The sequence below is a fragment of the Tunturibacter psychrotolerans genome (genome assembly GCF_040359615.1).
In the GTDB taxonomy this organism is placed as follows: Bacteria; Acidobacteriota; Terriglobia; order Terriglobales; family Acidobacteriaceae; genus Edaphobacter; species Edaphobacter psychrotolerans.
In genome coordinates, this window is the sequence record NZ_CP132942.1 from 2431777 (window position 1) to 2445976 (window position 14200).

The 14200-nt window shown below is 56.2% G+C and carries 9 protein-coding genes; 5 read left to right on the plus strand and 4 right to left on the minus strand.

Annotation, left to right across the window (positions count from 1 at the left end):
- The first annotated feature begins 279 nt into the window (after positions 1-279).
- Positions 280-3237, plus strand: a complete 2958-nt coding sequence (locus RBB77_RS10100; RefSeq protein ID WP_353067008.1) for a protease pro-enzyme activation domain-containing protein — start codon at positions 280-282, stop codon at positions 3235-3237.
- Between the two features lie 200 nt (positions 3238-3437).
- Positions 3438-7724 (plus strand): Ig-like domain repeat protein, encoded by a 4287-nt coding sequence (locus RBB77_RS10105; protein WP_353067009.1) that lies wholly within the window; start codon positions 3438-3440, stop codon positions 7722-7724.
- A gap of 24 nt (positions 7725-7748) precedes the next feature.
- Here the strand turns inward: RBB77_RS10105 and ppk1 are convergent, their stop codons facing one another.
- A complete protein-coding gene (ppk1, locus tag RBB77_RS10110; protein WP_353067011.1) occupies positions 7749-9914 on the minus strand; it encodes a polyphosphate kinase 1 in 2166 nt (721 codons plus the stop codon).
- A gap of 163 nt (positions 9915-10077) precedes the next feature.
- Here ppk1 and RBB77_RS10115 point away from each other — a divergent pair, with 163 nt between their 5' ends.
- Positions 10078-10653 carry an RNA polymerase sigma factor gene (locus tag RBB77_RS10115; protein ID WP_353067013.1) on the plus strand — a complete coding sequence of 192 codons (576 nt, stop codon included), beginning with the start codon at positions 10078-10080 and terminating at the stop codon, positions 10651-10653.
- A gap of 10 nt (positions 10654-10663) precedes the next feature.
- Positions 10664-11002, plus strand: a complete 339-nt coding sequence (locus tag RBB77_RS10120; protein WP_353067015.1) for a hypothetical protein — start codon at positions 10664-10666, stop codon at positions 11000-11002.
- 11 nt (positions 11003-11013) lie between these two features.
- Here the strand turns inward: RBB77_RS10120 and RBB77_RS10125 are convergent, their stop codons facing one another.
- Complete coding sequence (locus tag RBB77_RS10125) at positions 11014-11232, minus strand: hypothetical protein (protein WP_353067016.1); 219 nt, start codon at positions 11230-11232, stop codon at positions 11014-11016.
- On the minus strand, positions 11208-12620 hold the full coding sequence (locus tag RBB77_RS10130) for an L-fucose/L-arabinose isomerase family protein (protein WP_353067018.1): 1413 nt from the start codon (positions 12618-12620) through the stop codon (positions 11208-11210). The genes RBB77_RS10125 and RBB77_RS10130 overlap by 25 nt, the downstream gene beginning before the upstream one ends.
- Positions 12621-12758: 138 nt before the next feature.
- On the opposite strand from RBB77_RS10130, the gene RBB77_RS10135 reads away from it, so the two are divergent.
- Positions 12759-13151: a hypothetical protein gene (locus RBB77_RS10135; protein ID WP_353067020.1), complete on the plus strand. Its 393-nt coding sequence runs from the start codon at positions 12759-12761 to the stop codon at positions 13149-13151.
- A 59-nt stretch (positions 13152-13210) separates the two neighbouring features.
- On the opposite strand, the gene RBB77_RS10140 is transcribed toward RBB77_RS10135, so the two are convergent.
- Positions 13211-14191, minus strand: a complete 981-nt coding sequence (locus RBB77_RS10140; RefSeq protein ID WP_353067021.1) for a COX15/CtaA family protein — start codon at positions 14189-14191, stop codon at positions 13211-13213.
- Between the last annotated feature and the right edge of the window lie 9 nt (positions 14192-14200).

Below are 14200 nucleotides of genomic sequence, written 5' to 3' on the forward strand. Positions count from 1 at the left end.
CGATGAGTTTTCTCGACTGGTCTTTTTGCGTTTCCGCTGGACCCATGGCTTTGGGGAGGGATTGGGGGCGGATAGGCAGGTGCGGTTTCGGCATATCTTCCTGAAATGGCACAATCAGAGAAGCGAAATAATCTCTTTACATTTGTAGGCGCAACATTTCGTTTTATCGTCTGTCTAAGCATGTACCTCGGTCCCTGTCTCTGGGCCGCAGGGCCAGTCGACTTAGTGTGTGTATCAGCAGGCCACCCCGTAACCCGGTTATAAGGTAGAAGAATATCCATGCGCAGCCGTCGTCTCTCTCATCTGATCGCCCCTATCGCCTTTCTTGCCGCCACGTTTGTTCCCTCCGCTCGTGCCGTCGTTCAGAACCGGATCGCCGGTTCGGTCAACAGCGGGGCTCGGACTCCTTTGACCGGTACGATTGCGGGGCGGGCGAAACGCGCTACCGATCTTGGCGTCGCCCCGGCGGGCAAGAGACTGGAGATGTCGTTGCGGTTCAGCATGACTGCGGCCCAGGAGGCGGATCTGACCCAGCTTCTGGCCGATCAGCTGAATCCAGCCTCTGCCAGCTATCACCAATGGCTGACACCGGAGCAGTTTGGTGCACGCTTTGGCCTCAGCAGCGCTGACCTTGCGAAGGTCTCGGCGTGGCTTACCAGCCAGGGCTTTACGATTACGGGAACTGCGCGCAGCTCCAACTACATTACCTTTAGCGGGGCTGTGGCACAGGCGCAGCAAGCCTTCGGCACCTCCATTCACAGTCTCACTGTGGACGGCGAGCAGCATGTTTCGAATATGACGGATCCGACTCTTCCGGCAGCCGTTGCGGGCGTTGTCAATGCTATTACCGGATTGAACGACTTCAGGCCGAAGCCGAAGTTGCGCGCCCGGAACTCTTCTCCTATCGATCCCGCTCAGCCGTTGTACACGCAGACCCTCAATGGTGTTACCAGCCACTTCATCTCGCCGGCTGATCTTTACACAATCTACGACTTCAATCCGCTGTTCACAGCTTCGACGCCGATCAATGGTTCGGGCATAACGATTGCAGTGATGGGAGCGACGTTCCTTAACTCAAGCAATACACTTCCCGATCCCGATATCGCGCAGTTTCGTTCGGCCGCCGGGTTGCCTGCTATCAAGCTGACGCTGGTGTCTGCGGGAGATACCGCCAATACGGCATTTTCACCGGGTGATGTCGATGAAGCGCATCTCGATCTGGAGTGGTCTGGATCGGCAGCTCCCGGGGCCAACATTCTGTTCGTCTATGGATTCGATGTCTTCGGAGATTCACTGACCTACGCGATCACGAACAAGGTCGCTCCGATTATTACGATCTCCTACGGTGGGTGCGAGAGCGGATTGGGTTCCGCGCTGGTGGGTAGCCTGAACATGCTTCTTGCGCAAGCGAATGCTCAGGGCCAGACGGTCATTAGTTCGTCCGGTGATGCTGGTGCAACAGACTGCGACGTGACCGGCCTCGCCACCGAGGGGCTCAACGTCGACTTTCCGAGCAGCTCCCCCTATGCCACGGCCGCTGGTGGAACGATGTTCAGTGGCGACGTGAACACCCCGGCCACTTATTGGAGCAGCACGACCGGGACGACTGGCGGGTCGGCCCTCTCATATATTCCTGAGGTGCCATGGAATGAGACCACTGCTTCTGGAGGCCTCACACCAGGTGGCACCGGAGGCGGTGCAGGTGGCGGCGGCGCCAGTGCCGTCTTCTCTAAACCCTCCTGGCAGACAGGCCCAGGTGTCCCCAACGATTCCTCGCGGGATGTTCCCGATTTCTCGCTGAACGCTGCGGCTATGCATGATGGGTACCTGGTATGCAGCGAGGGCGACGGCCAGGGTGAGACGCCTTGTACGAGCGGTTTTCTTTCCTCGAATGGCCAGCCAAACGTCTTCGGAGGAACCTCTTTTGTGGCGCCCACGTTTGCGGGGATCCTGGCTTTGGTGGAACAAAAGCTGGGGACAGGTGGGCTCGGCAACATTGGACCTACTCTTTACGGCTTCCTCAACGGCCCAACTTATAGCAGTGTCTTTCACGACATCACTTCCGGCAATAATTCTGTTCCTTGTACTCAAGGAACGTCGAACTGTCCGAATGGCGGATCGATCGGCTTTACAGCAGGGAATCAATATGATCAGGCTTCGGGTCTTGGCAGTATCGATGTGAATAACCTAGTCACGGGTTGGAGTGGGGTGGTACCGGTTGGCACAGGTGGCGCGGGCGTGGGGACAAGCATAAGCAAGACGGCGCTTACGGTAACGTCTGCCACTGGCAGTTCGGTTTGTTCGGTCTCCTCCGGTAGCCTGGCGCTGAGTGTGACCGTGGCAGGCACTACTTCTGGCCCGACCCCGACCGGAACTGTTCAGTTCTTTGTCGATAATGTAGCTGTCGCGCAGAGCACAACAACGCTGGCGAATGGCGCTGCGACCTACAGTCTTGTTACGTCCACCCTTTCATCGGGCGGACACGTCATCAGTGCGAGCTATTCCGGCGATGGAAATTATGCGGGTTCGAAGGGTACGCTTCTTGCCCCGGTCAGTCTCAGCGCAGTGGTCTACAGCGGTACAACTCCGGTCACCGTGTATCCCAACGGCGCGATTGCATCGGTTGACGTCGTCTCCAGCAAGGTCCCTGACTTCTCCATTTCGGCTCCTACCTGTGGCGCGAATGCAACGGTTGCGGGTGGCGCTACGGCTACCGGTCAGACGTTTACGATCACGCCGTTCAATGGATTCACAGGTCCGGTCAACCTGACCGTTACCAACGGCGATGGAATGGCCGCTACGACGAGTTTCTCGGTGTCGCCGGTTAGTATCACTACTTCGGCAGGTGTTACCACTTCATTTGTCGTGACGGCTTCTCAGCCGACAGCGACTGCGAAATCGACCGCGCCTGGATTCGCGCCCACTCGCCGGGGTGGTTCAGGCAAGATGCCGTGGTATGCCGCTGGATCAGGCGCTACGCTTGCCGGCTTGTGTCTGCTTATGCTGCCGCGTCGGCGTCGTTGGAGCGCGCTGCTCATCGCTCTTCTTTCCATCTCTGCCCTCACTGCGGTTGGGTGTGGAGGCAGCAGTTCGAACTCTGGCGGGAGCGGCGGTGGCGGCGGAGGAACTACTCCAGGAACAACAAATGCATCTCCGGGCACGTACACGTTCACAGTTACGGCCATAAGTGGGACTTTGGTGCATAGCGCGCAAATCTCTTACACTGTGCCGCAGTAAAAAGACGGTATCTTCGAGGCCGCGCTCAGTGGAGCGCGGCTTTTTTCCTTTAATGGAACTGCTTTCCAAGATATGCAAATCTTCTTGACGATGTTTCTTGACCCTCGATAGAGGTCAGGAAAGAATCGTGCCTGGAAGTCATTGTTGCAATTCATCTGCTAAGAATTTTTCTGCCTTTTCTAGCAGCAGGAAACGAACGAATGATTCGTATGATTGGAAAGCTGCTGCTTCTTCTTCCGGCGATTGCGCTGCCGCCTGGACCCTCTGCACGAAGTTTCGCGCAGTCCTCGCTTTCTCCAAGGTCGAGGATTGTTCAGGCGGTTGATGATGGCCGCCGCATCACGCTTGTTGGAAATACCCACCCGCTGGCGCGTGCCGAGTTCGATCAGGGCGCGATGGCCGATGCTGTTCCGCTTCGCCGCATGGTTCTGGTTCTCGGGCGCGGTACTGAGGAAGAGGCGGAGCTGCGGCGATTGATCGACCAGCAGCAGGATAAGAGCTCCTCTACATATCACCAGTGGCTCACCCCGGAGAGCTTCGGCGCTGCGTTTGGCCCGTCGGATCGCGATCTCTCCTCCGTCACCGCGTGGCTCTTGTCCCATGGCTTCGACGATATCCGGGTGAACTCCGGTCGCACGTTGATTGAATTTAGCGGAACTGCGGGAATGGTGCGCTCGGCGTTTCGCACCAATATGCATCGGTATATGGTTCGGGGCGAGGTGCACTTCGCGAATGATTCAGATCCGCAGATTCCGGTCGCGCTCTCGCCGGTAGTGACAGGCGTTGCGTCGCTGAACAACTTTGCACGGAGACCTGCGAGCCATAGAGTTGGCAATTTTCGTCACGATGCCGCTACGAATTTCACGTCTCGACTTGCAGAAAATACCGCTAGCAAGGTGCAGCCGGCCTTCACGATCAATAGTGGAGGCGACACGATTTATGGCGTGACCCCGTACGACTTCGCAACGATCTACGACGTGTTGCCGCTGTGGAACGCGAGCACTCCCATCGACGGCACCGGACAGACGATTGCAGTTGTCGGCCAGACAGATATCAATCCTGCAGACTTCGCTAACTTTCGTAAGCTCTTCAATCTGCCGGTCGGCAATACTGCCACGCCGACTGGAACCGAATACCTGAACATCATCTATAACGGTCCCAACCCCGGCGTTACTGAGGACGAAGGAGAAGCAGATATCGACACACAATGGTCGGCTGCCGTCGCAAAGGGAGCAACCATCGACTATGTGGTTTCGGAAGGGACTGAGACGACTCAGGGCACCGATCTCTCGGCTATGTATATCGTCGACAACAATCTTGCTCCGGTGATGAGCTATAGCTACGGACAGTGCGAGCTCTTTCTTGGCACGTCTGGTAACGCCTTTTATAAGGCGCTTTGGCAGCAGGCTGCGGCGCAAGGTATTTCGGTTCTGGTGGCCAGTGGAGACACCGGGGCAGCGGGTTGCGATATTGCGGATGATACCGGAGCGAGCTATGGACTTGGCGTCAACGGACTTGGCAGCACGCCGTATAACATCTCCGTCGGCGGGACCGATTTTTATACGCCGCAGGGCGGAGCTGCGTTCTGGAACATCGCAAACAGTTCAACAACCCAGGCTTCAGCAAAGGGATACATCCCGGAAGCTCCGTGGAACGAGAGCTGCACCAATACAGTTTTTGCGACGTCTCGTGTCTTCTCCGGGCAGACAACCGAACAGATTTGTAATAGCGGCGTGGCCTTTGCGGACGGTCTTCTTTCCGTTGTTGGGGGCGGGGGAGGGGCCAGCTCGTGTATTCAGTCCGATGGAATCTCACCTGCGAGTTGCAAGGGAAGCTACGGCAAACCCTCCTGGCAGACAGGTGCTGGGGTGCCTTCCGATGGAGTTCGCGATATGCCCGATGTCTCTCTCTTCGCTGGGGCAGGTTTTTTTGACGCGTTCTACGTCGTCTGTCAGCAGAGCACGAATACGGACGGCAAGCCCTGCAACGATGCTGCTCCGACCTATGACTTTGCGGGCTATGGTGGCACTTCGGTAGCGGCGCCTGCATTTGCGGGAATCCTCTCGCTGATTAATCAGAAGACCGGCAGCCGTCAGGGGAACGCTAACTATGTTCTCTACAATCTTGCGAACCATCAGCAAAAAGCCGGCACGGCTTGTAGCGCAATCTCAGGGGTTCCAGCTGCCGGTTGTGTCTTCAATGACATCACTACTGACACGATTGCTATGGCATGCCTCAAGGGCACCCCCAACTGTGCTGTGAATAGCGCTGCCGACAAATATGGCGTGCTCTCCGGCTACAACAGTGGTGCGGGCTACGATCTCACGACAGGTCTGGGCAGCGTCAATGCCACGAACCTTGTCAACAACTGGACAGATGCGAACTACACGGCGAGTTCGACGACGCTCCGACTCTCGTCCTCGGCGATTTCTCATGGCAGCCCTATAGCGGCGAGCGTTATCGTAACCTCTGCTGCGGGGAATCCTACAGGCAACGTTTCGATCAATGCTCTCGCGTCGAACGGTTCCGTCCAGACCGGAACTCTTCAGAACGGGAGCTACAACGCACAGCTCAGTAGCTTTCCCGGGGGCTCCTACTCGGTTCAGGCGCATTACAGCGGTGACGGAGTCTATGCGTCGAGCGATTCCACTGCCGTTGCGCTTACCGTAAGCCCAGAGGCAAGCACGACGAATTTTAAGCCTCTTCTCTACAATCCCGCCGACGGCTCTGTCGCGCCAGTTGCGTCGGGTTCTACATACACTTACGGAGGCTTTTTCCTTTTTCGTGTCGATGTTGCAGGAGCTTCTGGACAGGGACTGGCGACGGGCAACGTGACGCTTACTGACTCAGGCGTTGTCCTCGATGGAGGTACGTTTCGACTCAACTCCGCCTCGAATACTGAGGATCAGACACGCTCACTAGCCCCGGGTGTGCATGTGCTCACCGCGGCTTACTCTGGTGATGCAAGCTTTAATTCGAGCCAATCGGCCCCATTCGCTTTCACAATCGTAAAAGCTCCGACTAGTAGCGTGCTTCAATCGAGCACAGGCTTGGTGTCGGCGGCAGCAACGGTTACACTCACGGCTCAGATCAACGCACTTGGCTTTGCTGCGAACGGACTTGGAGGTTTCGGCGTTGCCGCTCCCAGCGGTACAGTTACCTTCACGTCAGGTGGGACTTCGCTTGGCAGCGCGGTTGTCACACAGAATGCTTATCCTGCGTTCTCGACGGACTATGGGTTGGTGAGTTTCACTTTTCCTGCCAGTCTGCTCTCGATCGGTAACGACATAATTACTGCCAGCTATTTAGGCGATGCGAACTATCAACCGTCCACTTTCCCGCCGGTGAGTATCTACGTCACCAGTTCAGCTCTTGGCGTGAGCGCTACGACACTGAGCTTGTCGAACGTGAATGTGACAGAGGGTGATTCGTATAGCTTCACCGCCGCGGTCTCTCCCAACAACCCGCTACCTACTGGCACGGTTGTGTTTCTCAGCGATGGTCAAGCTATCAGCAAGCCGATGCCGCTCTCCTCTGGTGCGGTGAGCGTTTCTAACCAACTCTTAGCGATCACACCCGGTGTTCACTTGATCTCGGCGCTTTACTCTGGCGATGCCACGTACCAAGCCTCCGTTTCATCACCCGCTCCCTTCACGGTTGGTGCGACGACTGTGCCGAGCATCCCAACTATCACCGTCTCGCCCGCTGTTGTTGAGAAGGGAACTGGCGTGACTGTCACGACTACCATCTCGCCGGTGTCTCCGGTTCCCGGCGGAACCGCGCAACTGCTGCTTGACGGTAATCTCTACGGCCAACCCGTTCCCTTGACCGGCGCTTCCACTACGCTTCCTCTGCTTACAAATACACTTCAGTCTGGAACTCACACCCTTCAAGTCGATTACTCAGGCGACAGTAATCATCTAGCCAGCACTTCACCAGCCGCCACGCTTACCATTCTCGATCCAGTCGGCGGCTTTACTCTTTCTTCGTCGACGACGTCGATCACTATGGCGCAGGGAAGGAACTCGAGCGCCGTCACGCTGACTGTCGCTCCCGCTGGAGGCTTTCACTCGACGATAACGTTTGCCTGCACTGAAGGGCTTCCTTCGGGAGCAATGTGTCTCTTCGCTCCGGCTTCGATTACACCCACTGATTCCGCAATCGGGACCACGGTCCTCACGATCTCGTCCATTGCTTTAGCCGGCAGCGGCGCGGAGCCGCAAACTTCTCACGGCCTCGTTCCAGTTTTAGGAGCGCTCTGCGCGGGGATGATCGCTTTCATGCTGCCTGGATGGAACACACGTGGCTGGCGTGTGTTTACTTTGATTGGCGCTCTTTCCATCCTTGGTGTTTTGAGTGGTTGTGGCAGCGGCGGAGTCGACTCCAACGCTGCGAACCCTCTCTCGGCTGGAAGTTATGCAGTGATCGTGAGAGCGTCCGGCGGTTCGACCATCCAGACTGCGACCATCAACATCACGATTCAATAGCGATGCGGCGGATTCGTGAAGTATTTAGTGAACCGCAGGCTTCTCGTGTGTCACAGCCTCAGGAACTTTTTCGTCCGCGCCCTCGGCGATTCGCATCAGGTAGTCTTGAGCGCTGAAGTGAATTCCATCCTTCGGTGCCCGCTCATATTCGCCACCCGGTTGTAGCACCCGGGCCTTCGTGTTATCCGCCAGGTAGGCCGCGAGAATCTCTTCGCGCAGCCGCTTGTGGAGGTCCGGCTGAACTACTGGAAATACCACTTCGCATCGCTCAATCAGATTTCTCGGCATCCAGTCGGCGCTTCCGCAGTAGACCTCTTCCTTGCCTCCGTTTGAGAAAGAGAAGATGCGGCTGTGTTCGAGGAAACGGCCCACGATGCTTCGTACTCGAATTTTTTCGCTGACACCCTTGACCCCAGGACGCAGGGAACACATCCCGCGGACAATCAGATCGATCTCTACGCCAGCGTTCGAAGCAGCGTATAAGGCCTCTACGGTTCGCCGATCCAGCAGACCGTTCATCTTGGCGATGATCGATGCCGGACGACCTGCCTTGGCGTGAGCTGCCTCCCTTTCGATCAGTGCAACGAGGCCATCGGCAAGCGTCAGCGGCGCGACCAGTAGCGGCTTGTAGGATTCTGCTTCGGTTTCGGCAGTCAGGTAGTTGAAGACCTTTTGCACCTCTTCGGTTAGTTCCGGCTTCGAGGTCAGAACGCTGATGTCAGTGTAAAAGCGCGCTGTGACAGGGTTGTAGTTTCCTGTCCCCAGGTGAGCGTACCGTCGCACGACGCCATCCGGATCGCGCCGTACCAAAAGCGAAAGCTTGCAATGCGTCTTCAGCCCGAAGATGCCATGAAAAACGCCGACGCCTGCGTCCTCAAGCTCTCGCGCCCAGCGGATGTTTGAGTCTTCATCGAAGCGCGCCATCAGCTCCACTACGACGGTCACCTCCTTACTCTGTCCGGCCTCAGTCAGCGCCGTGAAGATTGGAGAATCTTTGCTTGTGCGATAAAGCGTCTGCTTCATCGAGATGACGTTGGGATCTTTTGCTCCAGCCTCGATAAACTCCTCGACCGTCTTGTACGAGTCGAAGGGATGGTGCAACATCACGTCTCGTTTCCGCAGCTCGTCAAAGATGTCGGTGCACTTTGCACTCAGCTTGAACTCTTTCGCAACGAAGGCTGGATACTTCAGCTGCGGGCGCTTTACCTCAGAGTAAAGATTCATGAGACGCGATAGATTCACAGGTCCATCGGTTCTGAAAACCTGTTCAGGCTCAAGTTCGAAGTTGACCCGCAGCCGCTCGATAATCTCTTCGGTTGCCGTGCTTTCAATCTCCATCCGGACGGCGTCGCCCTTGCGTCGATTATGTAACTCAGCGCGAACACTTTCGAGAACCGAGCGCGACTCCTCTTCCTGCATGTAGAGATTGCTGTTGCGGGTGACGCGGAATGCTGACCGAGACAATACCTCATACCCTCGAAACATCCGCTCGACCTGAGACTCGACCAGCTCGTGCAGCAGGATGAAGTCGCAGTCGCCCTCTGAGCATTTAAGCGGAACAAGACGCGGCAGCGCGCGAGGTACGGTCACCACGCCCAAGGCAGTAGGCGCCTTGACGCCTCGTCGTTTATGTCGCAGCAGGAGGCCGATGCAGAGCGCCTTGTTCAGCACCCGTGGAAATGGGTGGGAGGGGTCGATGGTCACAGGCGTCAGCAGAGGATCGACCTCATTCTCATAAAAATCCAGAGCGTGCTTTCGTGCCACATCGCTAAGCTGACTCCACCGAAGGATACGGATCCTGGCCGTCTGCAATGCCGGGAGCAATTGCTCATTCAAACACTTGTATTGGGCTTCTACAAACTTATGAATCATGACCATCAATCCATCGAGCCGCTCCTGTGGGGTGAAACCACCCTCGTCTGGCGGTTGCGCGAGATTGTAACCATCTTCGATTCGCTGCAAGAAACCGGCGACCCTGATCTCTACAAACTCGTCCAGGTTGCTGGCCGTGATCGCCAAAAACTTGACTCGCTCAAGCAGAGGGTTGCTCTCGTCCTGCGCTTCCTCGAGTACCCGTTGGTTGAACCGCATCCAGGACTCGTCGCGGCTGAAAAAAAGAGTCTCGACCGCAGTTTCTGCAGTCTTTTTAGAACTGGTAGAGGTTCCGGTAGTTCGCTTCTTGGCAGTCATAGAGGTCTAAAAGATTACCTTACCTGTGTGAATGCATTGTATGAAGAACTGAGAAATTCAGGGGATATCCCTTGATAGCCCCGCCCGGAACCCTCTAAACAATTTAGACAAATTCCACCTACTTCATAAAATATTTGTCCGGGTCGTCCGTCTACACCTGTAGATGAGCGAAATTCCGAGCAATTGGACGATTACAGAGCAGGATCGACTCATCTCGCAGGCGGTGGAGAGAGACCAGCCCCGGCTGCGCAGTTTCATCCGGAAACATGTTGCTGACACCGGAGAAGCGGAAGATATCCTTCAGGATGTCTTCTACGAACTTCTTGAGGCCTACCGGCTGATGAAGCCCGTCGAGCATGTGACGGCGTGGCTTTTTCGAGTGGCACGCAATCGGATGGTCGATCTTTTCCGCAGAAAGAAACCGACTTCGCTCAACAATCCGGTGTCGGTTGAAGAAGATGGTGACACGCTCGAAGATCTCCTTCCTTCCGCTGATGCCGGACCGGAAGCAACCTACGCAAGGAGTTTACTGCTCGACGCGTTGGAGGAAGCTCTCGATGAGCTGCCTCAGGCCCAGCGTGAAGTCTTTGTTGCCCACGAATTGATGGGACAGAGCTTCAAAGAGATGTCTGCCGAAACTGGGCTCAGTGTTAACACGCTGCTTTCACGAAAGCATTATGCCGTCACGCATCTGCGCCAGAGATTGCAGTTGATCTACGAAGATTTTGAGAAGAAATGAGGAGCAATACATGGGTTACCATCCAGCATTCAAAGCAGTGAAGATTGCACTCTTCGCTATAGTCGCCAGTGTCGTGCTTGGCTTCCTAGTCAAGAGTCTGTGGAATGCTCTTATGCCGCCGATCTTTGGGTGGCACATGATCACCTTCTGGCAGGGACTTGGCTTGTTTGTGCTGAGCAAGATTCTCTTCGGCGGCTTTCATCGTCATGGTGGAAGAGGCGGCAATCGCTGGCGGCAACGCATGAAAGAACGTTGGGAGCAGATGACACCAGAAGAGCGAGAGAAGTTTCGCAAAGGCATGCGTTGCGGGCGTAGCCCGTTCGCGCCATCCGCGGAGACTCAGATATGAATGACATCAATTTACGGCGCATAGATGACGGAGAAGAGACGGAGGCCGGCGCGCCTGGAAGCTTCTCCTCGATTCACAGCCGACAAGCTGCTGCCAGTTTCATGGAGCGCCTCAGCGAGCTTGAGATGGAGAACGCTCGTCTTCATCGGCTGGTAGCGGAGCTCCTTATCAAGAATCAGCAACTCCGCAAACCACACTGAGTGATCTACCGGTGCCAGTGCATCTTCCATCCAAGGTACTTGTTGGCGGCTTCGTGAACGGACGCCGCAGTCGTTGAGAAATTGGCGGCAACATGGTGTTCGAAGCCGCTTTCACAGATGAAGCGCAGCAACTCCTGCATCTTTGGAATCTCGACGACGCCTGCGCCGCCAAAGGTTTGAAGAGGATCGTTGGTGAAGGCACCCTCCCCTACGTAGCCAGTGATCTGGCCGGCGAAGTCGTCGGTAGAGAAGCGGGCGAAGCTCATAGCTCCAGCTTTTACGGTGCCGTCGAGCGTGCCGTGGGTGTTTTCCTTGCCGACGGTTCCGGCGATGATTTGCTGAAAGTCCATCTTCACTCCTTCGTTGAAGAAGTGTTTGGGCAGGTTCGAACAATGGAAGCAGACTGCCTTGTCGGGGTTGTCTCCGTAGTTGTTATTCCAATCGAGTAGTGCGCTGGGAGTTTCGCTCGCGAGCGTGAGCGCGTACATGCTTAGGGTCCCGAGAATGTCGACCTCACAGGCCGACGGGATCAGATTTTCGCTCATCATGCTCATCACGGTGCAAGGAACGATGCCGAGGAACTCTTCGAGGGAGGTCCAACACTGCACAGCACTCACGGTCAGTTCGCTCGCGGACATCCATTGATCGATCACTGCGCCGAGCTTGGCCATCTTCATCAGCGCGGCGTCGGGCGTGTCACCGACAGGAATGTATTTCTTGATAGAGGCGAGTTTTTGTTGCGCGGCATCGTCGGTATCATTCATGCGACCGATACGGCCCATCACTTCGCTCAGATCGAGTGTCTCGACCGTGATGCCTGAACGTTCGAGCAGCTTCTCGGAGTATCGAACGGTATTGAACGCCGTTGGGCGAGCACCAATTGCGCCGAAGCGAACATTCTTTAGGCCGCGAACGATGCGGCATACTGCTGAGAACCATTCGAGGTCTGCGCTGAACTCCGCCGAGTCAGGAGCTTCCGTATGGAGCCGAGTCAGAGAGTAGGGAATTCCATACTGCTTCAGGTTGTTGCAGATCGACATCTTGCCGCAGAAGCTGTCGCGACGGAATGCGATCGTCATCTTGGCTGCGTGGTCGGGTGTTGCCTGAATCAGTACAGGCACCTGCAGGTTTGCGAGGCGCAATGCATCGGCCAGGCCGCGCTCTTCGCCGAAGTTCGGTAGCGTGATGATGACGCCGTCAATCTCGGCCGCGTGTTTTTTGAAGAGGTCCGCACATTTTTTTGCGTCCTCATAGGTCTCTACGGCGCCATGAGCGGTCTCTTCCGGAGTGAGCACGATCGGTTTGATCCCCTTAGCCTCGAGCGCAGCAACCATCTCGAGCCGTCCGCTGGTAGCCAGGTGGCTTGGAAAAAATCCACGATTGCCCACAATTACGCCCATCGTCATCTGTTTTGCCATAACGAACCACCTACTTTCTCCTTCGAATCTATCGAAAGTTTCGAGACGAGCCCACCTGTCTTTTGTGAATCGCTTTTCCGGAACCGGTACTCTATCCTGTAAGAAGTTCAGTTCGAACCTCAAAGGAGACCAATGCAAGTGAAGAGACTAGGATTTTTCGTTTTGGCGTCTGCGCTTACTGTATCGACGTCAGCCGGCTTTGCCGTCGCTCAGGATAGCGTCGGACATGACGCGAAGGCTGTTGGAACCGACACGAAAGATGCAACTAAAGATGCGGGCCATGGCATAGCCACTGGGTCTGAAAAGACCGCTTCCGGCACGAAGAAGGTCTATCACAAGACCGTCAGCGGGACCAAGACCGCAGCCGATAAGACCGCCACTGGCACCAAGACAGTCGCCGATAAGACAGCCGACGGCACTAAAACCGTAGGTAAGGATATCGGTCATGGCACCAAGACCGCGGCCAGGGACACAGCGCACGGCACCGAAAAGGTCGGCGATAAGATCGTCGGCAAGCCTACTCCGCAGTAGTCCTCTCACCACAGCGCTCTCCCTTGATCCCCTGCGTTACCGGGGCTCAAGGGAAAGCCTTAATTTGCAATATGTAATGTGTTCGAGATTTGCTTCGGCCACATTACTGCCGTCGCGAGCGCTACCAGGGCCACCCAATAGAGATCCGCTCCCAGCAGATGCAGGATCTGCATCCACACCGGCGCCAGTAGAAGAACATCCGCTAGCCCGAGGGCAAATTGGAAGGCAAGCAGTGCGACGACAATTGCCGCTAGCTTGCCCTCTCCAGCTCGCTTTGCTTGTCCGATCAGCCACAGCACGAATACCGCTGCGATTACAGCGCTGACCGGGTGTACGCCACGCAGCCGCAGCAGCCAGGGCGAATCTGCTGCAAAGTCCTGAGCGAACGCTGCTCGCAACGAGGAAGCAGGGAACAGAGTGTCTCCCAACGCAGCAAGGGATCCGCTGACCCCGACCACCAGGGTCGCTCCGAGCCCGAGCAAAGCCCAAGTTTTTTTCGTTTTTCTTCCCCTCAGCTCCGCCCATCGCTGTCCCGTGGTCAGTAGCCGGGCGGTCAGGGTCAAGGCGGCGAGGAGCAACAACGTATTACTCAGATGAATGGAGAGCACCACGACTCGTCCCATGGACTGATTGCCCGTGACATACCCGAGCTTCACCAGCAACGCGCCGAGAAAAGCCTCATTGAGCAGCAATAGCATGGACGCAATGGCGAACGCTCGTGCCGCGTGACCCTTCACGGTGCCGCGGAAGGTCCAGATCAGCAGACCCACTACTAAGAAGGTTGAACCGCCGGTCATGCAGCGATGTGTAAATTCAATGATGGTGTCGATTCGAGGCGAGAGCGGAATTACCTGTCCATTGCAGAGTGGCCAATGGTTTCCGCATCCGGCGCCAGATCCTGTGGCCCGTACCAGTGCTCCCCAAAGGATTACCAGCACGTTGTAGCCGACGACGGCCCAACCAAACCGCACCAGCGCAAGAGGCACTTCAAGCCTCGTCGTCGAACCACCCGGCACCTTCACTGCTCCAGCCGTAGCCATAGCTTTATT